Genomic DNA, 22247 nt, shown 5'->3' on the forward strand with positions numbered 1-22247 from the left:
CCCTTCTCCCTTTTAGTATATAAGAACAAAAGACCTATTAGAAAAGCACTTTGCTCACTTCACCTGTCCAAAGCTTTAGACATAAATGACCTCACTGACTAATAAGATAGTTTTGTGCGTTTTAACCTTTTAGAAAGGAGTGGAAGACATGCGCTTTTGTACGGAATGCGGTGAGGCAATGGGTGAATCTCAGGACTTTTGTACCTCTTGTGGCACAAAGTTTCTCTCAGATACTCCTGAAACCCGTTACCAGCGAACCCCTCCCATGTCAAAAAAGAAGAAACGAACCCTAATCTCATTCGGCTTACTCGCTGCCGTCTTGTTGATGGCTCATTTTACCCTTTCGACCATTTTTGACCCAGCGAAAAAAATTCAAGCCATGGATCAAGCGATGAAGGCAAACAATGCCTCAGCATTCTTACATGAACTCACCCTAGAAAACAATGCTTTATTGAACGAAAATGAATACTTCACCTACCTTAAAGAGGCAGGATGGACGACGATGAAAGAGCAATTATCCACCATCATTACTTCAAACGAGACCAATGGAACAGGCAAGCAAGTCACAGATGATGCCGGAAACGCTATTTTCCTTGTAAAGAAACGTGCCATCGTTCCTAAACTCTACTATACATACGACATCAAGGCCATTCCATCGACCATCACAGTTAGCTCCGATATAGTCCCTTCAACCGTAATAACCGGGGACCATTCCACTAAAATCTCAAGCACAGATACCTTCTATGATCTCGCAAAAGCTTATCCAGGAACACACACGTTAGAAGGAGAAGCCGAAAACAGATTCGGAACGTTCTCTAATCAACTAGACGTGCTAGTCGAACATCCATCAGGTAAACAAGAAGTCTTGTTTCCATTCAACTACAAGACCTACTCCCTAACAAGCAATGAAATGGGTGCCACCCTTTTCATTAATGGGGAGAGTACAGGACTCCCTCTCATTGAATTAAACGAGATCGGCCCTGTTCCATCTGAAGCTCCTCTTAAAGTCCATGCCCAGTGGATCTCACACGCCGGTGAAACCATTCGATCAGAAGTCATCGATACCCAATATGTTCAAGGAGATCAAATTGAACTTCAGATTCATAAACCTAGGGAAGCCGAAGAGGCACAGGCTGTTCAAGAAGAGCAATCAGAAAGCGATCCTGTTGAGTCAGGAGCAACGGCAGAAGGCGCAGCCAATCATGTTGTTGCCTTTCGAAGCGCCTATGAACGGGCATTGAATGAACACAATTTCAGTTTAATGGCCTCATACTTACAAAAAGGCAGTTACGCAGAGAAAGAGCTATACGATTACATCTTAGATCTTGAAACATCCGTCTACACTTACGATTTCAGAGAAAACAACGTCATCCAGTCGAAAAAAGTGAGTGAACAGTTAGTTGAAGTAGATATGGAAGAGATGTTTATCTTCACGAACCACCTCGGCGAACAAACCCGCTACGACAGAACGAAACGTTACATGGTGGTGTTTGAAAACGGCTCCTATAAAATTCAGAAGATCCTTATAAACGATACGATCAGAAAAGATTTATAACGTTATGAAAGGATGATTGCAATGATCTGTTCAAACTGTAACCACGAGCAAGAGAGCGGAAAGTTTTGTGGGAATTGTGGATTTGAGCTGGGTGCAGGAAATACCTCGCCCACACCAGGTATTGAGCCAGTTGCTACACCTTCTCCTGCTACAACAAATGGAGCGCAAGCCGTGCCCCCACCTCCGAATGAAAACGTAGAGAAAGCTAAAGCCTTTTCGAAAGGGTATTTTCAAGAAGTGATGGGGTATGTAAAGCAGCCCAACAAAGCGTTCTCCGCGTCGGAGAGTCAGTTTGGTCATAGTCTTGTGACAATTGGACTTTTTGTGGTTTTGTTTGTGATGAGTATATATGTTGGAGCAGATAAGTTACTGCTTTCGCTCATTCCAGAAGAGGAGCTCTGGTTAATTGAGGGGACTGATTACTCGTTACCATTTTGGGAAATCGCAAAGCCTGGATTGATGTTCATCTTCGTACTATTAGCGGCCTCATTGGGATCCCTTTCCATTTTTAATATGATCTTGCAAAACGGTCAATCCTTGAAGCTCTCCCTTGCAAAGTTCGGAAGTCTTCTCTCTCCCTTGTTAGCTTTGAACGGATTGGCACTGCTTCTTTTCCTTACTGGTATATCTGTAAATTTAGCTGTATTTTTACTGGTTGTGTCTTTGATGATCGTCGTCACTCTAATACCGAGTCTCTTTGTCTACCATTACTCTTTAAGAAGCGCAAAAGCGCAACAAGCCTTTTATTGGGCGGTCCTAGCAAGCCTAATTTCAACAGGAATTACCGTGCTTTTCATATATAATCGTTTTAAAACTTTTATTGATGGATTAGGCGGGTTTGGCGTTTGGTGATGTTGAGGTTCCTTCTATGTTGGCCTTTGGCTGATATAGGAGGTTTTTTGTGTTTGTGGGCTGGGGCTTTGGGGTTTGCTCTTTGGTCTTGTCTGGACGTTTCGGGGCGGCGTCTGGACACTTCTGGCTCGCGTCCTGACGCTGCGGGGCGGCTTCCTGACTCTTTTGGCTTGGGTCTCGACGCTGCGGGGCGGCTTCCTGACTCTTTTGGCTTGGGTCTCGACGCTGCGGGGCGGCTTCCTGACTCTTTTGGCTTGGGTCTCGACGCTGCGGGGCGGCTTCCTGACTCTTTTGGCTTGGGTCTCGACGCTGCGGGGCGGCTTCCTGACTCTTTTGGCTTGGGTCTCGACGCTGCGGGGCGGCTTCCTGACTCTTTTGGCTTGGGTCTCGACGCTGCGGGGCGGCTTCCTGACTCTTTTGGCTTGGGTCTCGACGCTGCGGGGCGGCTTCCTGACTCTTTTGGCTTGGGTCTCGACGCTGCGGGGCGGCTTCCTGACTCTTTTGGCTTGGGTCTCGACGCTGCGGGGCGGCTTCCTGACACTCTAGCGCTCGCCCCGACGCTACGGCACGGCTTCCTGACTCTTTTGGCTTGCGTCCCGACTCTTCAGGGCGGCTTCCTGACTCTTTAGCGCTTGTCGCGACGTTCCGGGGCGGCTTCCCGACACTCTAGCGCTCGTCCCGACGCTGCGGGGCGGCTTCCTGACTCTTTTGGCGCTCGTCCCGACGCTGCGGGGCGGCGTTCTGACTCTTTAGCGCTTGTCGCGACGCTCCGGGGCGGCTTCCTGACACTCTAGCGCTCTTCCCGACGCTGCGGGGCTGCGTCCTGACTCTTCCGGATCGCCTCCCGACACTTCGGCACCGCGTCTCGACTCTTTTGGCATTCGTCCCGACGCTGTGGCACGGCTTCCTGACTCTTCCAGATCGCTTCCCGACGCTGCGGCGCAGCATTCTGACACTTGATAAGTATGGCATCGTTATGGATGCAACCACTTTTCTATATTATCTGGCATCATGTACGTACGAGTATTGGTAGCACCTGTATAGGAAAGCTCCATTCGAGATAGCATCTTGGAAACAGCACCAGGAGAGGAATAACCTAAAAACTCTCTACATTTTCTATTGGTTAGGGTGGAGCCAAACAATAAAAAATAGTCTGCCAAAGATAATTGATGTGCTTTACGTGATCGATTATTACATGAGGAACACTCCCAAGATTGCCTAACTCTAAACATAGAATACTCCTTACATTTTATACACATAACACCTTTTAGTACCTGAGATGAGGTCACTGAATAAGATGATAAAATATTTGGATGGTAAGGTACATCTTCGCTAATGAGGGATTGGGCAATAGCATTTACATTAAAGGTTTCTCGGCTTTTATAGCGGTCAACGAACTCTTTTAATCGATCAACTGTTTCCGTTAATGTTGTGATAGGGATTGAGAATTCATTCTCAAATTCTAGCAGGGTTTCAGGATTACTAATAACGACATGACAATGTATTGGGTATGCATAAATTCCTCTTAGATGCAGCCAAATTTTCAGTAATTCACGTTGACGTTTTACTTGAGAAAGTGGATTTGGATATCTTGCTTTCACACCGTTGTGGGTACGCAGAAATTGACCTGATTCGTTTTCTAAGTGAAGAGTGCCTGCTATATTTTTCACTTCCAAAATAAAGCCGACTTGAGGAGTTAAAATGAGGGTATCAATCTGAAAGTTTTTATGAAGAGTACGCAATCGAACATCGTGTAAAATACGAAATTGGTGGTATGGAAGTAAATCAAGATGATAATCGAGTGCCTGCTCTCCTCTATAACCAGCCCACCTTTTTCCTATAGAATCTTCTATTTCTTTTCGTTTAAAGTGCTGATATGGCAACCTGCGAAGTAAAGCTTCCTCTTGCCTGAGCACTAATGGGACTTGTCTTTGTTTCATCTTCAACATGCATCACTTCCTTTAATGTAAGAATATAACAAAGATAAAATAACAAATGCATTAATGCAACAAAATAGTTCTCTTTAAAGAAGTGCACTGGTTATAAACTGGTTGTCCTCTTGGTTTGTCTAGGCACTTTTTTCTACGATTTGGACGCTTCGATCGCTTGTCCCGATACTTTCTACTCCCGTCTGGACACTTTTCTCGCTCATCCCGACGCTCTCTGGCGCATTCGGACGCTTTCCGCGCTTGTCTGGACGCTCCCCCCTAGTCCAGACACTCCTACCTCTCGTCCCGACGCTCTCCTCCCCAGTCCAGACACTCCTATCGCTCGTCCGATGCTCTCCTCTCCAGTCCAGACACTCCTATCGCTCGTCCCGACACTCTCCTCCCCAGTCCAGACACCCCTATCGCTCATCCCGACACTCTCCACCTCAGTCCAGACACTTCGCACGCTCGTCCCGACGCTCTCCTCCCCAGTCCAGACACCCTATCGCTCATCCCGACGCTCTCCTCCCCAGTCCAGACACCCTACCGCTCGTCCCGACACTCTCCTCCCCAGTCCAGACACTCCTACCGCTCATCCCGACACTCTCCACGCCAGTCCAGACACTCACCCCGCTCATCCCGACACTCTCCACCTCAGTCCAGGCACTTCGCACGCTCATCCCGACACTCTCCTCCCCAGTCCGGACTCTTAACACGCTCGTCCCGACGCTCTCCACCCCAGTCCGGACTCTTAACACGCTCATCCCGACACTCACCCCCAATCCCAACCACGCACATCCCTTGCAAATAATTAACAGAATATTCATACTGATATCAAGTACATATTCATACTAAACTAAAGGAAGTGACCAAACATGACCCACTCAACCCAGACGTTGAAGCAAGAAATTCATTCAGAAACGCTTTATGATTTACAGTTTGTTGGAGATCCACAAGTTTCGCCAGATGGGAGTAAGATTGCCTATGTGACAACGAGCATCAATAGTAAGAAGAAATATGATTCTCACCTATTCGTTTATGACCGAAAAACGAATAAATCTACCCAATGGACGCACGGGGAGGCGCGGAATCAGTCGCCGCGCTGGTCGGCGGATGGGGAGTCGATCGCTTTTATCTCAAATCGGTCTGGGAAGAATCAGCTTTATGTCATGCCAGTTGCTGGTGGTGAGGCGCACCAGGTGACGACTTTGAAAAATGGTGCCGCGAACCCGGTCTGGCACCCTAGTGAAGCAAAGCTGATGTTCCAGACCTCCCTCGAGGAAGGCGATGATCTTCATAACAGTGAAGACGAGAAAAAAGACGAAGAATTGAAGCCTCATATCGTTGATCAGCTTCATTATAAAGCAGACGGTAAAGGTTTGCTCGATAATAAGCGTTCCCACATTGTGCTGTATGACAGCCAAACTGAAAAGCTTGAGCAAATTACGTCCGGGCCTTATGATCACTCGGACCCATCGTGGTCGCCAGACGGGTCGACAATTGCGTATGTCCGACCGCAAGATGACCAGCCTGGAAGTTACATGTTAGCTGATCTATATATTCAAAAGCTCGGTCAACAACCTTACCGTCTTAACGAGAAAAGTGGCGGATTTGCGAAGCCGATTTTTTCTCCTGATGGCAAATCCCTGTCCTATTTTGGACACGGGTACGAATACGAGGGCGCGACGCTTACGAAAGTTTGGGTTACGAACCTCAATACCAACGAGACGACATGCCTGACAGAATCGTTGGATCTCGAATGTAGCGATGTGTTGATTTCTGATTTACATTGGGCCAACCCTTCCCCTGGTGCAGTTTGGACTCAGGATGGACAAGGCGTTTATTTTCAAGGAAGCGAGCATGGCAATACAGGAATCTATTATTCAAATCTAGCAGGTGAAGTGACTCGAGTGGTCGGTGGGGATCGTCACATTTACGCGTTTCATTATGCCAAGGACACCGACGAAGCGATTATCGGAGTGAGTGATCCAACCCATATCGGGGACCTTTTCACCGTATCTCTAGAGAACAAGCAGGAACAACAGATCACGCGTAGCAACGATTCGTTCCAAGACACATACGAAATCGTCGCACCTGAATCGTTCACTTATCAGAGTAAAGATGGCCTTGAGGTGGAGGGCTGGCTTATAAAACCAGCGCATTTTGATGCTTCTAAAACGTATCCGCTTGTCCTTGAGATTCACGGTGGACCTCATATGATGTATGGGAACTCGTTCATGCATGAATTTCAACTGCTAGCTTCAAAAGGATATGCGGTTCTGTACACGAATCCGCGAGGCAGCCAAGGATATGGACAATCGTTTGTGGATGCCTGCCGAGGAGATTATGGGGGCGGCGACTACGAAGATGTAATGGCGGGGGTAGATGCAGCGCTTGAGAAGTTCTCGTTCCTTGATGAGGGGCAACTGTTTGTTACAGGTGGAAGCTACGGTGGCTTTATGACAAACTGGATCGTCGGGAAGACTAACCGCTTCAAAGCAGCCGTCACGCAACGCTCGATTTCCAATTGGCATAGCTTTTACGGAGTGAGTGATATCGGGCACTTCTTTACAAAATGGGAAATCGGGAACCACTTCACTGAAGATCCACAGAAACTGTGGGACCATTCTCCGATTAAGTACGTGGATCAAATCGAGACACCTCTCTTAATCATTCATAGCGAGAATGACTACCGCTGTCCAATCGAACAGGGAGAGCAGCTGTTTGTTGCATTGAAAAACCAGAACAAAACCACTCGCTTCGTCCGCTTCCCAGAATCGGATCACAACCTCTCAAGAACTGGTTTACCAAACCTAAGAGTTGAGCGATTGAACCAGATCGTCGGGTGGTTTGAGGATTATAAGGCTTAAAGTATTGTAAAGTAGATTCCTTAGGGAATCTACTTTTCTCATTTCAAGCACATCCATAAATACCTATTATTTGAATATAGTAGAAATTAAGAGTAAGCTTGGGTTAATTCTAAATGAACGACCATTAAAGAAACGAAAGGAGCATGTCTTATCCGTACCAAAATAGTTTTGGCTACCTTACTTACCCTGCTTACACTCATGTTACAGCTCCCGATGGAATCCTCAGCCGAGGCGAAAGATGGAGAATGGAAGACAAAGAACGACGTACAAGTTAACAAAACATGGACGATCGAATTTAATACAAGTATTGAATCGAATGAAGAAAACAAAGAGTTTATTTACGTCACTGATGAGAGTGGAAACGAAATAAACAACGACATCACTATTGAGGAAAATAAAATAACCGTTGCACCTCCTGAAGGAGATTATGCCAAAGACACTACATACACACTACATATTGAAGAAGGGGTTTCTTCCACATCAGACATTCCTTCAGACAAAACAGTTACCATGCCTTTCACAACAGAAGCTTCTAACCAATTTGAAGCTGGTGAATGGACAAGAGATGTTAAATACAATGATGCTACGTTAACTGTTAACAAAGTTACGGATCAAACTTTTAACTTTACACTAAATGCTGTTTCAGGTGCTCACTCCGGTAAAATTGAAGGGACAGCAAACATACAGGGAGACGAAGCTACATTCGCCGACGATCAAGGTTGCCTCCTCACCATCACGAATCAAGGGGACACAATTACGATTGACCAAACCGATGAATGCTCTATGTATGGCGGCGCTGGGGTTGTATTCTCCGGAGATTACACAAAGGGGGACACAACGGATCCGACACCTCGTTTTGTAAAAGTTGGTCTCTTTACAGAATCAGAAAATGAAGAGTTCAAATCACTCGTTGGAGACCACTACAGCCTATTCACGGACTCGTTCCAGGTTGTAACGCAAGAAGATGTAGCAGACGACTTTGGCGGCGAAGCTTACAGCGGATTCGTACGAGGCGTCGTCAATTCAATGAATGGCATCGTGGTAAAAAGCGATAATGGTGAGATCTATGCAGCAACGCTTGGGAATGTTGAAGCAGGTGATTACATGAGTGAATCAGGCGTCCTCTACTTCACTACAGATCAAGACCATACGAATCATCTTCCGAAAACGATACTAAAATGGAAGAACAATCTTGCGAATGATGAGAATGTCTACTATATGAATGACAATGGCGCAGCTTACTTTGATGAAGAATTTGCCCAATCACTTAAAACCGGGAAGATTAAACACGTACCATTCCAAATCGGGGACTCTATGGATGATGTTAAACAGCTTTTCGGGGACAAAGATGAAATTGGCTACAACGGATCTATGGTTGCTTTCTATGATAACTTGAGCTTTGCATACGGACATGAGTTGAACTACGAAACTAAGGACACTATTCAGGTCATCTATAAAACGTTTAAAGAATCCACCTTTACAGCTGAAGATGTAAAAAGCGTTCTTGGCCCCCTTACATACGAAGGGGTCTTCCAAAAAGAAGATGCCTATGTGTTAAGGTATGACTTCACAGGACCAGAAAACGAATATAAAGCCTTTTTCTATTTAGAAGGCGAATCGGGAGACAGTTACTTAGATCGAATGAATATCATTAAAAAGTAATACTAGACGCAAAAGGTGCAGTCAACAAGCTGCACCTTTTTCTATACTCTTTTTAACATAAAACTTACCTCTAATTGTATTTTTTGTATAATCATTATACACTTAAATACAGATAACCCCACCAATCGACAACAAACCCACAAAGGAGCATGATCCAGTAATGCGACCGTTTCTTAGAATTTTTATGCTAGCCAGTATCTTTGCTCTTATCCTCATCGTTCCTGCTCAGGCGTCAACGGACATTGAAAAAAAGTGGGGGCAAAAGACCAATGTAGCGATGGATAAGTCATGGACCATCATCTACAACACTCCCCTTCAATCAACAACTGAAAACAAACAAAGCATTTATGTTACGGACCAATCCGGCTCAACCATCCCTACCAAAGTAGTAATACATGGAAAGAAGATCATGGTGTCCCCTTCAAAAGGGAAATATACGCCTGGTACTACCTATACTTTACATATTAATGAAGGCGTTTCGTCCACCACAGGAGTGCGGTCACCTGATTCTTTTGCTTTACCTTTTACAACAAAAGCATCTGAAGAAGCCTCTTCTTACTTTGATGAATCTTTCCTTTCACAGCTTGAGGATGGCGTATTAAAAGGGATGGAAGCAGGAATCGGTGCTTCAAAAGAAGAGGTTATAGATGCGGAAAATGGTACGTTCACCTCTCGCAAATCGAACGACACAACTGTCTTGGCATTCGAAGAAAAGTATGAAGAGGACTATTCCTATACATTAACGGGGGACATCGTAACAGGTGCGTCTCTTAGCATTACAGAGAAGCCCCTTCATATAGAAGATCTCATTAGGGTTATGGGGAATGATGGGTTAGAGAATCAACTCGACATCCCCGGACACTATACGCTCGCTTATCCTCTTAATTCAGAAAGAAGACTCGTTGCCTTTTTAGAAACAACAGAACGATCGTCTCCTGTTACGCATTTGTTTATTATGAAGGAAGCTTTTGAGAAATAAGTAGTTAGGGACATATTGAAAGTGAACTAAAATGCTTGGAGGGATTCGATGTGTTTTTTAAAAAGTTGAGTAAGAAGAACCGATCCACCCACAACATCACTTTAACTAACTTACAACAAAAGATGGTTGAAGATCAGATGGATGAGAAGGTCGTTGAATCAGTTACTCTCATCTTTGATATGAGAATGACAGACATGGGAGTAGAGGAATTTCAAGAGTGGCTAGTTAACTTGAATTTCCGTACACCAGAAGAATTCTTAAACGCTGATTTTGCCTTAGCCACCTACGAAGACTCCCGTTCATGGTTTGAAGAAGAAGTTCTCAAGTTAGAGAAAGAAACAGAATTACCTTGGCAAGAGCAAGCTGAAGATCTAAAGAGCGAAGATGACAGAATACGAAAGACACAATTGGTGCTAAGACACCGAATATCTGAAATGGTACTTGATTTGCTCGATTAACAACGTATAAGAACACAGGGCTAGCTTTTCTGTGCTATCCGCCTCTTTCCTCTCAGCCCTTAAAATTGATCAAACGTTTGATCAACGAAATAGTTTAAAAAAGGCACCTCTTCTAAAAACCAGAAGAGGTACCTTCACGCTGTTACGTATAAGTTATGCTCCCACGGAACTAGGTCCAGGGGTTACAATCCCCTCAGCTTGTAGCTTCGCTTCTTCTTCAGGTGTTGCAGGTCGGTATCCTTTCTCTAGCAATTCCTTAATAAAGATCTTGTTGTAGACGAACGAGAATATAATTCCAGGAATCCAAGCCCCTAAACCAAACGTAAAGACACCCGCAACCGCAGCGAGAGCGAACATAATGACCGCCCATTTCAGATCCCCTCGAATTAAAGCAGGAATAAATCCAAAGAAAAACGTTGTCCAACTAAACCCCAGCTTCACTTCTTTCACCAAACCCGCCTCGTTTTTTAACACCACCTGCATGCTGTCGCCTCCTGATGGAAAATAAGTACCCCTTATTATATTGAGGAGGTTTCTGACATATGACTGAAGAAAGTTCGTTTAGTCAAAAAAAAAAAGACCCCTGGATCCAACAACCAGGAGTACACTCATCCATATTTCAATTTGGTCGCAATTTCTTCCATAAATATAAAGAAGATCGTCCTCGTTTTTTCAAACGGAAGCAATTCATCGCTTTGATTAAACTTAGACAAATGGAATACGTAATCTGCTAAAGAGTTTTGTGTGTTCACATACTCTTCCAAGATCAGCATAATTTCAGCGCCCTTACCCTTGGACTTTTGAAACAGGTTCTCAAAGGAAGAGAACTTACCGGTCACTGACAAAACAATTAATAACGTCTCATCATCCACCATTTGTTCTGCGTAATCTTCGCTATGAGTCACCTTTATATTTTTGTCCGAAACGATATCGAGCTTGTACGCAAAGTACTCCGCACTAATAAAAGATGGGCCTAAGCCATATATAATGATTTTGTTATATTTATGATAAATGGATACGAAATCATCCACGATTTTTCGATCAAAGTTTTCTAAGAAAAGCATTAAGCGTTCAATTTCTTCCGTCCTTTGATTGCTTTCCCACTTAATCTGTTGACCGCTGAAATAGAGCTTGTACTGCTTAAAATTATCAAATCCTAACTTCCGAACGAGCGTGGATACTTTAGAAGGGGATACTTCACATATTTCCGCAGCCTCAATAATTTTTAACTTATCATTTTCTGCGACAAGTTCAGATACTTTCTGATGGACTTCTTTTTCAAGCTTCGTTAACTTATCCGTATCTAACTTCAACATTTACTTTCCACCCCTTTCATTCCACTAATCAACACTACTTAATTAACCATACATCCCATTTATACGCAAGACACCTCTCACTTGTAAAGAAAAGAACCATTACCATCCTGATTGTTCAGCTACAAATGGCAATGGTTCTACAACTTTAATTAAATAGTGGATAGATGCGCTTGTTGATCTCATCTGTGTGCGGACGTATATTTTTCACAACTTCTTCATTTACCTTCGTATAGAACGTATGATTGTTCATATCTGGGGTGAACGTGGTCTCGGTTCCCACCATTTCCTTGGCACCTGTTTCAAAATCACTGTACACTCCCAAGTACCGAGCCGTGCAGATTGCTGCTCCTAAGCACGCACTGCTACTGCCTGCTCTTCGATGGACAGGTAATCCAAATAGATCAGCAAGAATTTGCATCATGACATCACTCTTAGACCCCCCACCGATGACAACGAGTTCATCGAGCCCGATATCCATTTCTTCTAGCATATCATCAATATTATTCTTCATATTAAAAGCAATCGCTTCTAAAATGGAACGATACATGTGATAGCGAGTATGGCGTTGGTCAAATCCGATCATCATCCCTTTTCGATAAGGTTGATCAGGAGAAGCTAACCAGTCCAGGATCGTGAACAATCCATCGCTACCGACAGGGATTTCTTGAGCTTTTTCATTTAAGAACTCCTCTTCCGATACGCCTTTGTTGTTCGCTTCTGTCGTCAACTCTTCTCCAATCAGATTCTTAAACCAGCTTACTGTCCAAAGCCCTCTTCGAATTCCGTTCGATTCATAGGCATATTTAAATGGAATGGAAGCGAAAGTAGGGAAAAAGTTCTGAGCGTTTTCCACATACTGATCGCGGATGAGCATGGATGAAATAAACGTGCCAAGAGAGATCATAATGGAACGCTCTTGATTAATGCCTGATCCAAGTGCTTCCACCGCTTTATCATTCGCAGTTGCCACAACGGGGATATCTTCCTTTAACCCAAGATCACTTGCAAGGTCTTTACGGAGAGCCCCTAGCTTTTCGCCAGGCTTCACAAGGTTAAATAACATGTCCCTCGTCAGTCCTTGAGCTTTGATCTCCTCATCATCCGTTGACCAGTCAAGCGTTTCACGGTCGACGGGCCAAAACACTTCACAATTGGCAGCTGTATCGTTGTATTCTCCGGTTAAGCGCAACCCAAGGTACCCTGACGTTGTCGTAACGTATTGAACCTGATCATCTTTGTGCTCATAAGGCCTCGACATTCTAGCGTCCATCCAGCTTATAACGGGATAGGCCAGCTCGCCGTCCTTGTTTAAAAGAACTCGACAGCACCGAATCGTACAAAGTCCGATTCCAACGATCGCGCTTTTGTCCCCTTCGAAATTATCGAGACACGCTTGAACGGCATGGTATAAGCTGTCCCACAAGTCGTCATCTGGATGGATGACAACGTCTGGCTCTGGGGATAACGTTTCTTTTAGAGCGCATGAACCGTAAGCCATTTCTTTTCCCTCTAAATCAAAGATAACGACTTTTGTACTTTGCGAACCGCTGTCGATTCCCATCATATACTGAGCGCTCATCGTCATTACCCTCTAATATATTTTTTTACTTCATTTGGTTGAGGGAAGATGGTTCCATGGTTCATGATACCGTTTGGATCGAACGCTTCTTTAAGTTTCTCAAGCATATAGTAAGCAGAACCGTGTTCTTCTTTTGTCCACTCTGAACGATACTTACCGATGCCGTGGTGGTGACACATAGAGCCGCCTTGCTTCAACGTCTCTTCAATAATGATTTGGTGAATCGGGTGATGATAAACGAGCAGTTCATCTTCAGGTGCACAGTTAATCTCATAATTGTACACGAAGTACATGTTTGTTCCGTTTAAGTAACTGTGAGAAGAGTGACCTCCAAGCATCGTTAGGTCTTCAACACGATCAAATTCACTTTTTACTCGAGCCATAACGTTGTTGTAGATTTTAATAACATTTTCCCAATCAGCCGAAATTTCTGTCGTGAAGCCGTCATGCTTGTCGTGTTTCACCATTTCTTCGATTTCAGCATCGATCTTACTCTGATCCCAATTCAAGTTATTAAACCAGTCCTCAATAAGAGAAGAATCGACCTGCTTCACAATTCCAGATTGGAATTTCTCAACCGCTTCATCGATCGCCTCGCTCGTGGCTTTCACAATGCCTTTTGCACCTTCTGCCATAAAAATGAGCACGCATTTTCCTTCATAAAAGTGCCCAAAGTGATTACGCGCATCCTCTTCAGAATAACAGCGAGCTACAGATGGACGGTATCCATTGACCATCACTTCTCTCAGGATGCTAATACCTGTTTCCATATCTTCAATTAAGTAACCATGGAACTCATTGTTCTCTGGCGTGTACTTAAAGATCTTCACCGTTACTTCAGTGATATAGCACAGAGCTCCTTCATTCCCCAGTGCAATATGACGAATATCAGGTCCTCCAGATCTTCTTGGAACGTTTTTAATCTTCGAGATGTTGCCTTCTGGGAAGACACATTCTAAGCCAACCAGCATATCTTCCATAGCACCATATAAAGTAGAGAACTGACCGATACTTCTCGTTGCAACAAGTCCGCCAAGTTGAGCGACTGGCTTGGACTGAGGAGAGTGGCCTGTCGTATAGCCGACTTTACGCAGTTCATCTTCAAGGGTTTGCAGCTTTACACCAGATTGAACCGTTGCTTGCATATTGTATGTGTCGATATCGATGATTTCATTCATTTTTGAACCGTCAATGACGATGGTTTTCTGCTTCCAATTCTCTAAGCCGCCTTCGGTCCCTGTTTTACCGCTTCTAGGAATGACATTAATGAGATGTTCGTTACAATACATAAGAAGAGACTTCACTTCTTGTGGAGAATGTGGGTACACAATCGCTAGTGGCTTTGGTACATCGAGTACATTTTTAGACTTTGGATATTTTTTATATCGATCTGCGGAAGCATCATATAACGCTTCGTCGTCCGTTACGATTTGATTTTCTGGTAATAGGTCCTTTAATTCCTCAACGGTTTGATTTGTTTTCATTGTCATACAATCAATCTCCTTTATAAAAAAATCTATAATGTTATGTTTCTATCGAACTAAGTAACCACCATCAACATTTAATAACGTGCCATTCACATAATTGGATGCGTCTGAGGCTAGGAATACGATCGCTCCCATTAAATCGACGATATTCCCCCACCGGTTAGCCGGTATGTGGTCGAGAACTCGTTTGTTCTTCTCCTCATCAGCTCCGGTTGCTTTTGTCACATCTGTTGCAAAGTAGCCTGGTGCAATTCCGTTAACTTGTATATTGTACTGAGCTAACTCATCACAGTACGCCTTCGTGAACCCAGCTAACCCATGCTTTGTTGCGGCATAAGCTGGCGACCACTGTCCTCCAAGGTAAGAAAATAAAGAACACGTATTGATAATCTTACCGCTTCGATTGGGGATCATATATTTGGCCGCTTCATGAGCCAAATCAAAAGGAGCTGTAAGATTCACAGACACCATTTTGTCCCACTGAAGCCGAGTGAATTTCGTAACATCTGGTTCGTTTAAGCCAATACCAGCATTATTGAGAAGAATATCTACCGTACCAAATACACGGACACACTCTTCTACTACTATCTTACAAGCACCATCTTCAGTAAGGTCCGCAATCATTAAATGATACCGCACACCTTCAGCTTCGATGAGTTGTTTCGTTTCTTCGTCTTCGACCATACTCACTACAAAGACATCAGCTCCAGCCTTCGCAAGGGCAAGGGCAAACCCTTGGCCTAAACCAGAATTTCCACCCGTGACAAGCGCCACTTTTCCATGTAGTTGAAAGAATTGCATCGTAAAATCCGTTATATTCATTTTTTCGGCGCTCATTCTATCCCGCCATTCTTTTTTGGTTGATTTTTCTGAACTCATTGTAAAACGATTCTCACGTAAAAAGCAACTGTTTTGCGGAGAAATTTCTCTTTTTGTGATGTTTTTTTATTTAATAAGAGAAATTTCTGTTCGTTTTCAGGACATGGGGACAGGTACCTCGTCCCTTTTCCCCTTTAGATCTTGCCTGGAGCAAATCTATTTTTTTTGCTTTAGTGGGACAATGAACCTGTCCCTCTGTCCAACATCAAACCCGATTGGTTGAAGGCAGAAGGATGGGAAAGATAGAATGATAAGTAATGAAGGGAGACGATTACATGAACGAAGAACAAATTTTTCAACAAGTAAACCTAGTTAGAAAAGGTACATTAAAGGAATTAGTTGGTGTGACAGAAGAGCAGGCGGATCAGCAGCCGGAAGGGTTTAAAAATACGATTCGGTGGAATCTCGGTCACATTTACGTTGTGCAAAACTCCTTAATCGCCAAGTTCGGTGGCAAATCAATCGAAACGCCATCCCGCTATCTTAAACTGTTCTCACCAGGCACATCACCTTCCGATTGGCAAGGAGACGTCCCTTCTCTTTCTGAACTAAAGCAGCAGCTTGAGGAACAGCCGGCTAAATTGAAGGATACACTCACTGGACAGCTGGATGATAAGGCTACAGAAGACTTCTTGTCTCTTCAAACGGTTGGCGAAATCCTTACCTTCTCGTTGTATCATGAAGGGGTACATACCGGTACGATTAAATCATTAAAAGGGAACATGACAGACTAAAAGCGCGGGGCAGGGGGACAGGTACCTCGTCCCTTCGCTTCTCGAAACACTTAATGGGACAAGGTACCTGTCCCTCCATCCCACCTCCATCCCACTCAATCCCTAAAAAAAGCCCCTCTTTCTTCAAAGAGGGGCTTTTTGTCTTCGGTTATTTCATTGTCTCTAATGCCGCTTTCTTCAATCGATCCGCAAACTCCTCAGCTGCTAATGCTTTTGTTCCGCCACCTTGCACGAATCCTGGCTTTCCGCCGCCTTTTGCTTCGATGAGGGGCATAACGTGTTGTGCTGCTTCTTTCATATTCCCGGAAACATCGGACCCTTGTGCGAGCACAAATTGAAGCTGATCTTTCTGTTCACTGACAAGAATGACGATCCCATTAGGAGCTTGTTCAACAATCTTCTTCCCAAGGTCCTGCAACGTCTTGATCGTTCGGTTCTCAAAGAATTGCTGAACGATCGATACTTTACCGTTTTCTTGAGGAGCTGCTGCCAAGTCACGCGCTTCGAACTCGAGAAGTTGAGCTGTCCGTTCAGCTAGTTGTTTATCTTTTGCCTTACTTTCCTTTAGTAACGAAGATACTTCCTGTTCCAACTCTTCTTCCGGACGCTTCATTAGCGTTTTGATTCCGGTTAGGACGCTGTGCTTCTTCTCCAACTGCTCGAGTACACGATTCCCACACACAAACTCAAGGCGCACATTTCTCTTCTGTCGTGTCCAACCGAGCAACTTCATCATTTGTACTTCACCCGTTGAACGTGGGTGAGTCCCTCCACAGCCGTTGTAGTCAATATCGGGAATGATCACGAGCCGGACCGCTTCATCAACAGAGAGTGATTTCCGGAGTGGATAGTGATTCGCCTCGTCCACCGTCATCCATTTTGTTTCAATGGAACGATTCTCCCCGATGACTTCGTTCACCCGTTGTTCTACTTTATGCAGCGTCTCCTCCGAGAGAGATTCTCCGTCAAGGTCAATAGAGACGGTATCTTTTCCGAGATGAAAGCTTAGGGTTGCCAGATCAAACTCGTCTTGCAAAATAGCAGAAAGAATATGCTGACCTGTATGCTGTTGCATATGATCAAACCGTCTTGACCAATCCACTACCCCATTTACCGTGCTCGCTTCTTCAATCGGAAGAGTGACATAGTGACGAACCTCTCCATCCACTTCTTCTACGTCGATGACTCTAACGTTATTTAAGCTACCCGTATCATGAGGTTGTCCACCACCAGTCGGATAAAAAGCCGTTTCCTCTAACACGACATAAGGACGACCACCTTCATCTTGATCGGCTTTAACGAGCTTTGTTGTAAATTCTGTTTGATACGCATCCCTATAAAATAGTTTCTCTGTCACGTTTACGCCCTCCATTTTTTCGTTTCAAACTTAAGTTTCTGATTATACCGGAAAACAAAGCTCAACCTTGGTTCCTCGCCCCTTCTCAGAATTGAAGTCCACCGTACCATGATGAGCTTTTATGATTTCAAGAGAAATAGAAAGCCCCATTCCAAGACCGTTTTCCTTAGAGGTGTAGAAAAGTGTTCCTATATTTGATACTTCGTCCGGGTCCATTCCTTCACCTTCATCCTCAATGGTCACCTCTACCTTATTGCTTCCCGGATGGTGAACTAAACGAACCTGCACCTCCCCGCCATTTTCCATAGACTCAAAGGCATTCTTAATAAAATTGATGAAGGCTTGTTTTATCTTGGCCTCATCGATTGTCATAACAAGATCTTTTTGGTTGGATTCAAACGTGATACTTACGTCTTGAAGCCTGGCGCTGCTTTTCATTAGTTCAATGGTTTCCTCTAAAAGATCATGAAGATTACAAGGAGCCGGTTGAACTGAGGATGGCTTTCCGAGTAGAACAAATTGGTTAACAAGGTTCTTCATTCGATCGAGTTCCGATGTGATGATTTCTAAATACTTATTCTGAGCATTGGTTTCTTTTAATAGCTGCGTTAGTCCGATAATGGATGTGAGTGGGTTACGAATCTCATGAGCAAGTCCTGCACTAAATTTCCCAAGAGTCGAGAGCTTCTCCGATTCTATGAGCTTCTCTTGAAGTTCGTAATAGTTCGTCATATCGCGTAATTGAGCAAAAGCGCCAATCACCTCGTCCCCGTCGTATATAGGAAGGACATCAAGCTGAAAAATTTTCTCCCTTTCCCCGTCATCAAACGAAAGGGTGACTTCCTTATTCTCAAGCTTCTCCCCCGTCCACAGGACATGATCCACATACGGTTTGATGACATAAGTCTTGGTATCACCTTTAGCGAGACGCTCTTTCATACTATATTCCACTAACTTCTCCAAAGCAGCATTGTAATCCGTTATTCGACCTTCTTGATCCGTCATAATCATACCAATAGGCGTTGAATTGATCATAATTTGATTTAAAATCTCAAGTTTATTGTTCTTCTCCTGAAGACGTAGCTCCCGTTCAATGGAATCGACCGCTGACGAGAGGAGTCCTAAATGAAACTGACTCTCATATTCCACGGTTGTCATAATCGATATCGTTCCTGATATTCTACCGTCCTCCCCGTAGTGAAAAGGAGCTGAATAGCAAGCAATGCCGTGCAAAGCTTCATGGTAGTGGTCTTTTCCAACAAGTCCAATTGATTCATCATGAAGCAAGGAGAGTGAAATAGAATTTGTCCCTGCAACTTTTTCCCGAAATCGGACACCGTTATGTATACCAAATGCATGTATCATCTCCATCATGCTTTCGTCTCCAAACTTATGAATCACATACCCCTCTTCATCAGTCGTGGCCACAATAATCGGAGTTCCATCCATATAATAAAGAACTTTCTCCATAAAGTGCTGAATAACAGGGAGCGCATGCTCAAACGTTTGTTTTCGCTCCTCCATTTCTGCCTCTGTTAATTCTATTTGCAGAGTAGGGATCTCTGTCGGCTCTAACCGATACTCTTCTTCGCATCTTTTTTTCGATTGTTTGATATAAGTATTGAAATCCATCCTCTCCCCCCTATCTGTCTATACCATTCTCTGTTATAACTGTATCACAGATAAGATGCCAACAATAAAATAGATCTCAAACCCAGGACCAAACGACAGATTTAGTACTATAAAAGGGAAAAGTATGGAATTCAGTACTTTTTTAGTAATAAAATATTACCATTTATATCCTAACATGTTATAATTCAAATAGAACTTATGTCGACATGTCAGACATCCTACCAACACAGATATTGGGGAGATTCAATATGGAATTCCAGTATTTTATAGAGGAACATACGTCAACTGAGGAACTAAAAATGAAAATTACGGATTTGCGCTCCACAATGATTGAAACAGGACTTACTCATGGTTTAAACCATGATAAGACAATTGAACTTAGCCAGAAACTAGATCGATATATTACAGAGATCCAAAAGCGCAGTCTTAATCCAATTATGTAAAAGCCCAAAGCATAGCATGCTTTGGGCTTTTATAATTCGGGACATAGGGACGGGTTCATCGTCCCGCCGCTCCTCGAATATTCACAGATCATTTAAGTCTTTTGACCGTTAGGCGAACCCCTCTATTTGATTGCACCTATTTACTTCGAGAAACTAAGGGACGAGGTACCTGTCCCTACATCCCTCTTATAGCTCTCAACTAATTGCACGGCAAAATGGTAATGCTCATTAGGGACTTCGATGATGACGTCACATTCATGATAGCCAAATTCAAAGAGATTTCGTTTATTGTACGGGATGGAATAGTGGGGCTTTAATTGATTCGTCTCTAACAACCAATACAGTTCCTGGGCCAGACCTACTCCAGATTCTTCTGTTTGGAACACTACCGAAAGCTCGTCGTGCTCTTCATACTTGTAGATATAAATCGCGAATACTCCGCATAACACCAACAATACCGCACTTAACATCTCCATCACCCCTCTTCCTAACTGGATTCACTTCGTTAGGAATATGATTGACATTTCGAGTATAAGTTACACGCTGAAAATCTTTTTTCCCGGGGGCGGGCCATGGGGACGGGTCCCTTGTCCCAAATCACCCCTCCTGAGCATTCCATGCACTATTCGGATCATTCATTGACGCTTTCTTGGATGAACTACGTAAAAAGGGCAGAGAGGAAGCAGCTCTGTAACCTTTTTGTTGCTGTAACTCCAGAAAACGTCACAGAGTCATTAAATCAATGACTTTCTACAAAGTTACTTCTTTAAAAGGTCACAGAGACCCTCCCTCTGTGACCATTTTCATGAAAATCAGCAAAAAAGGGCAATTACCCACCGGCTTACCTTTGCAATTCTTCATAAAACAAAACACAGCAGCTCCTTATTCCATAAGAAGCTGCTGTGTTGTTATTCACCCAATATTTAGAGAAGCGAAGGGACGAGGTACCTGTCCCCCAGGCCCACTACAGGTACATGTGCACGCCAGGTCCGAATGGGATGCCTAGGAATGCAAAGGCTAGTAGTAGTACAATCCAGACGGATAAGAAGATGATGCTGTACGGTAGCATTAAGGAAATGAGTGTACCGAGTCCAGCTTTCTTATCGTACTCTCTCATAAACGCTAACACGATAATGATATACGGGTTCATCGGTGTAATGATGTTGGTAGATGAATCCGCAATACGGTAAGCTGCTTGAATGAAAGCAGGATGATAGTCTAATAGGTAGAACATCTTAATAAAGATCGGTGCTTCTAACGCCCACTGAGCTGAACCACTGAAGACTAGAAGGTTCATAAGGGCTGTTAAGAATACGAAGCCGATGATAACAGGTATTCCTGTTAGACCTAGTGATTCTAAGAATCCTGCACCACTCACAGCAATCCATGTACCAATGTTTGTCCAATCGAAGTACGCAATGAACTGAGCTGCAGCGAAAATGAGGACGATGAATCCTGACATATCTTTAATCGCATCTCCCATAAATGTGGAGATATCTTTCGTCTTCTCTATCTTATTAACGGTAACTCCGTACGTTACAGCAACCGTTATAAACATGAAGAGGATAATTGGAATAATACCATCTAAGAATGTGGATGGAATGATTCCGCCCGACTCGTTACGTAACGGAGAGTTCGGCCAGAATAAAGCAACAAGTAACAAACCAATGTAAGTAACTAAAGCGATGGTCGCATTCTTTAACCCTTTCTTTTCTAAAGGCGTAGAAGCTTTCATTTCTTTCTTCAGATCTCCATCATATTTTCCAAGACGAGGTTCAACGATTTTCTCGGTTACAAGTGCACCTGCTATGGATAGAACAATAACAGAAACGACCATAAAGTAATAGTTATCAACTGGCGTTACGACGACACTAGGATCTAAGCCCTGCATGACTTCCGTAGAGATTCCTGATAACAATGCGTCCGTTCCTGCAATAACAACGTTCGCTGTAAAACCAGAACCTACACCAGCAAACCCGGCTGCGAGTCCAGCAAGTGGATGTCGGCCAAGTGTGTAGAAGACCATGGCTGCTAGAGGTGGAACGATTACAAACGCTGCGTCAGAGGCTAAATTTCCCAATATTCCGACAAAAATAACTGCATACGTCGTTAGGCTGGCTGGTGCCTTAAGAATCGTACTCTTAATAGCTGTCTCAATGAGACCTACCTTTTCAGCTAAACCAATCCCTAACATCATCGCCAAAACAAGACCTAAAGGTTTAAAGCCTGTAAAGTTCTCAAGCATTGAAGTTAACATATACTGAATACCTTCAGCAGAAATCAAGCTCTTGATCGCTACTTCTTCACCGGAACCTGGCTGAACCACGGAAACCCCAAATGAAGAAACAACCCAAGAAAGTAAAATCATAAAGAGAGCAAGATACACAAATAACATAAATGGATCTGGAAGCTTATTCCCTGCTTTTTCAATGCCATTCAAAAACTTAGATAACAACTTAGATTCCTTTTTCTCTTCTTGTGAGACATTTGCTTCTGGTAATGACATATACCCACCC

19 protein-coding genes are annotated in these 22247 nt (G+C 43.7%); 9 read left to right on the forward strand and 10 right to left on the reverse strand.

All coding sequences use genetic code 11. From position 1 onward, the window contains the following. Positions 1-148: 148 nt before the first annotated feature. The 3 genes from N780_RS09795 (at position 149) to N780_RS09805 (ending at position 2953) form a co-directional block, all read left to right on the forward strand. The gene (locus tag N780_RS09795) at positions 149-1555 is read left to right on the forward strand and encodes a TcaA NTF2-like domain-containing protein (RefSeq protein ID WP_036783130.1); all 1407 of its coding nucleotides are present in this window, start codon (positions 149-151) and stop codon (positions 1553-1555) included. Positions 1556-1576: 21 nt separating this feature from the next. After that, positions 1577-2407 (forward strand): CHY zinc finger protein, encoded by an 831-nt coding sequence (locus N780_RS09800; RefSeq protein ID WP_036783132.1) that lies wholly within the window; start codon positions 1577-1579, stop codon positions 2405-2407. 75 nt (positions 2408-2482) lie between these two features. Next, entirely contained in the window at positions 2483-2953 is a 471-nt protein-coding gene (locus N780_RS09805) for a hypothetical protein (protein WP_156969133.1), read from the forward strand. Positions 2954-3381: 428 nt separating this feature from the next. On the opposite strand, the gene N780_RS09810 is transcribed toward N780_RS09805, so the two are convergent. Beyond that, the gene (locus tag N780_RS09810) at positions 3382-4356 is read right to left on the reverse strand and encodes a nuclease-related domain-containing protein (RefSeq protein ID WP_052114993.1); all 975 of its coding nucleotides are present in this window, start codon (positions 4354-4356) and stop codon (positions 3382-3384) included. An 854-nt stretch (positions 4357-5210) separates the two neighbouring features. Here N780_RS09810 and N780_RS09820 point away from each other — a divergent pair. The 4 genes from N780_RS09820 to N780_RS09835 all read left to right on the forward strand — a co-directional run bounded on the left by N780_RS09820 (position 5211) and on the right by N780_RS09835 (position 10304). Continuing rightward, positions 5211-7205 (forward strand): S9 family peptidase, encoded by a 1995-nt coding sequence (locus N780_RS09820; RefSeq protein ID WP_036783142.1) that lies wholly within the window; start codon positions 5211-5213, stop codon positions 7203-7205. 213 nt (positions 7206-7418) lie between these two features. Further along, entirely contained in the window at positions 7419-8867 is a 1449-nt protein-coding gene (locus tag N780_RS09825; protein ID WP_198135846.1) for an Ig-like domain-containing domain, read from the forward strand. A 160-nt stretch (positions 8868-9027) separates the two neighbouring features. After that, the gene (locus N780_RS09830) at positions 9028-9846 is read left to right on the forward strand and encodes an Ig-like domain-containing domain (protein WP_036783148.1); all 819 of its coding nucleotides are present in this window, start codon (positions 9028-9030) and stop codon (positions 9844-9846) included. Between the two features lie 50 nt (positions 9847-9896). After that, complete coding sequence (locus N780_RS09835; protein WP_036783151.1) at positions 9897-10304, forward strand: hypothetical protein; 408 nt, start codon at positions 9897-9899, stop codon at positions 10302-10304. A gap of 153 nt (positions 10305-10457) precedes the next feature. On the opposite strand, the gene N780_RS09840 is transcribed toward N780_RS09835, so the two are convergent. From N780_RS09840 to N780_RS09860, 5 genes are all read right to left on the reverse strand, one after another. Further along, positions 10458-10787, reverse strand: a complete 330-nt coding sequence (locus N780_RS09840; RefSeq protein WP_036783154.1) for a hypothetical protein — start codon at positions 10785-10787, stop codon at positions 10458-10460. 125 nt (positions 10788-10912) lie between these two features. Continuing rightward, the gene (locus tag N780_RS09845) at positions 10913-11620 is read right to left on the reverse strand and encodes a MurR/RpiR family transcriptional regulator (RefSeq protein ID WP_036783156.1); all 708 of its coding nucleotides are present in this window, start codon (positions 11618-11620) and stop codon (positions 10913-10915) included. A gap of 145 nt (positions 11621-11765) precedes the next feature. Beyond that, positions 11766-13199: an FGGY-family carbohydrate kinase gene (locus N780_RS09850; protein ID WP_036783157.1), complete on the reverse strand. Its 1434-nt coding sequence runs from the start codon at positions 13197-13199 to the stop codon at positions 11766-11768. Positions 13200-13204: 5 nt separating this feature from the next. Continuing rightward, on the reverse strand, positions 13205-14689 hold the full coding sequence (locus N780_RS09855) for an FAD-binding oxidoreductase (protein WP_036783159.1): 1485 nt from the start codon (positions 14687-14689) through the stop codon (positions 13205-13207). 42 nt (positions 14690-14731) lie between these two features. Continuing rightward, on the reverse strand, positions 14732-15508 hold the full coding sequence (locus N780_RS09860; protein WP_269746703.1) for an SDR family oxidoreductase: 777 nt from the start codon (positions 15506-15508) through the stop codon (positions 14732-14734). 332 nt (positions 15509-15840) lie between these two features. Between N780_RS09860 and N780_RS09865 the strand changes: the two genes are divergently transcribed. Further along, positions 15841-16299: a DinB family protein gene (locus tag N780_RS09865; RefSeq protein WP_036783165.1), complete on the forward strand. Its 459-nt coding sequence runs from the start codon at positions 15841-15843 to the stop codon at positions 16297-16299. A gap of 148 nt (positions 16300-16447) precedes the next feature. Here N780_RS09865 and N780_RS09870 read toward each other — a convergent pair whose 3' ends face one another. Both N780_RS09870 and N780_RS09875 read right to left on the reverse strand, forming a co-directional pair. After that, entirely contained in the window at positions 16448-17656 is a 1209-nt protein-coding gene (locus N780_RS09870; RefSeq protein ID WP_232299516.1) for an alanyl-tRNA editing protein, read from the reverse strand. Positions 17657-17698: 42 nt separating this feature from the next. Beyond that, positions 17699-19288 carry an ATP-binding protein gene (locus N780_RS09875; RefSeq protein WP_036783171.1) on the reverse strand — a complete coding sequence of 530 codons (1590 nt, stop codon included), beginning with the start codon at positions 19286-19288 and terminating at the stop codon, positions 17699-17701. A gap of 248 nt (positions 19289-19536) precedes the next feature. Between N780_RS09875 and N780_RS19805 the strand changes: the two genes are divergently transcribed. Further along, positions 19537-19731: an aspartyl-phosphate phosphatase Spo0E family protein gene (locus N780_RS19805; RefSeq protein ID WP_036783174.1), complete on the forward strand. Its 195-nt coding sequence runs from the start codon at positions 19537-19539 to the stop codon at positions 19729-19731. A 140-nt stretch (positions 19732-19871) separates the two neighbouring features. Here the strand turns inward: N780_RS19805 and N780_RS09885 are convergent, their stop codons facing one another. Both N780_RS09885 and N780_RS09890 read right to left on the reverse strand, forming a co-directional pair. Continuing rightward, positions 19872-20207, reverse strand: coding sequence for a hypothetical protein (locus tag N780_RS09885; protein ID WP_036783177.1), 336 nt, complete (start codon positions 20205-20207; stop codon positions 19872-19874). A gap of 488 nt (positions 20208-20695) precedes the next feature. After that, on the reverse strand, positions 20696-22237 hold the full coding sequence (locus tag N780_RS09890; RefSeq protein ID WP_084599497.1) for an AbgT family transporter: 1542 nt from the start codon (positions 22235-22237) through the stop codon (positions 20696-20698). Positions 22238-22247: the final 10 nt, after the last annotated feature.

This window comes from Pontibacillus chungwhensis BH030062, assembly GCF_000770675.1.
GTDB classification, from domain to species: domain Bacteria; phylum Bacillota; class Bacilli; order Bacillales; family BH030062; genus Pontibacillus; species Pontibacillus chungwhensis.

Coding starts and splice junctions, on each gene's coding strand:
- N780_RS09885 (WP_036783177.1), bottom strand. CDS start 20,207: ATGGAGATGTTAAGTGCGGTATTGTTGGTGTTATGCGGAGTATTCGCG.
- N780_RS09795 (WP_036783130.1), top strand. CDS start 149: ATGCGCTTTTGTACGGAATGCGGTGAGGCAATGGGTGAATCTCAGGAC.
- N780_RS09840 (WP_036783154.1), bottom strand. CDS start 10,787: ATGCAGGTGGTGTTAAAAAACGAGGCGGGTTTGGTGAAAGAAGTGAAG.
- N780_RS09865 (WP_036783165.1), top strand. CDS start 15,841: ATGAACGAAGAACAAATTTTTCAACAAGTAAACCTAGTTAGAAAAGGT.
- N780_RS09855 (WP_036783159.1), bottom strand. CDS start 14,689: ATGACAATGAAAACAAATCAAACCGTTGAGGAATTAAAGGACCTATTA.
- N780_RS09890 (WP_084599497.1), bottom strand. CDS start 22,237: ATGTCATTACCAGAAGCAAATGTCTCACAAGAAGAGAAAAAGGAATCT.
- N780_RS09850 (WP_036783157.1), bottom strand. CDS start 13,199: ATGAGCGCTCAGTATATGATGGGAATCGACAGCGGTTCGCAAAGTACA.
- N780_RS09820 (WP_036783142.1), top strand. CDS start 5,211: ATGACCCACTCAACCCAGACGTTGAAGCAAGAAATTCATTCAGAAACG.
- N780_RS09830 (WP_036783148.1), top strand. CDS start 9,028: ATGCGACCGTTTCTTAGAATTTTTATGCTAGCCAGTATCTTTGCTCTT.
- N780_RS19805 (WP_036783174.1), top strand. CDS start 19,537: ATGGAATTCCAGTATTTTATAGAGGAACATACGTCAACTGAGGAACTA.
- N780_RS09845 (WP_036783156.1), bottom strand. CDS start 11,620: ATGTTGAAGTTAGATACGGATAAGTTAACGAAGCTTGAAAAAGAAGTC.
- N780_RS09875 (WP_036783171.1), bottom strand. CDS start 19,288: ATGGATTTCAATACTTATATCAAACAATCGAAAAAAAGATGCGAAGAA.
- N780_RS09800 (WP_036783132.1), top strand. CDS start 1,577: ATGATCTGTTCAAACTGTAACCACGAGCAAGAGAGCGGAAAGTTTTGT.
- N780_RS09810 (WP_052114993.1), bottom strand. CDS start 4,356: ATGTTGAAGATGAAACAAAGACAAGTCCCATTAGTGCTCAGGCAAGAG.
- N780_RS09825 (WP_198135846.1), top strand. CDS start 7,419: ATGGAATCCTCAGCCGAGGCGAAAGATGGAGAATGGAAGACAAAGAAC.
- N780_RS09860 (WP_269746703.1), bottom strand. CDS start 15,508: ATGAATATAACGGATTTTACGATGCAATTCTTTCAACTACATGGAAAA.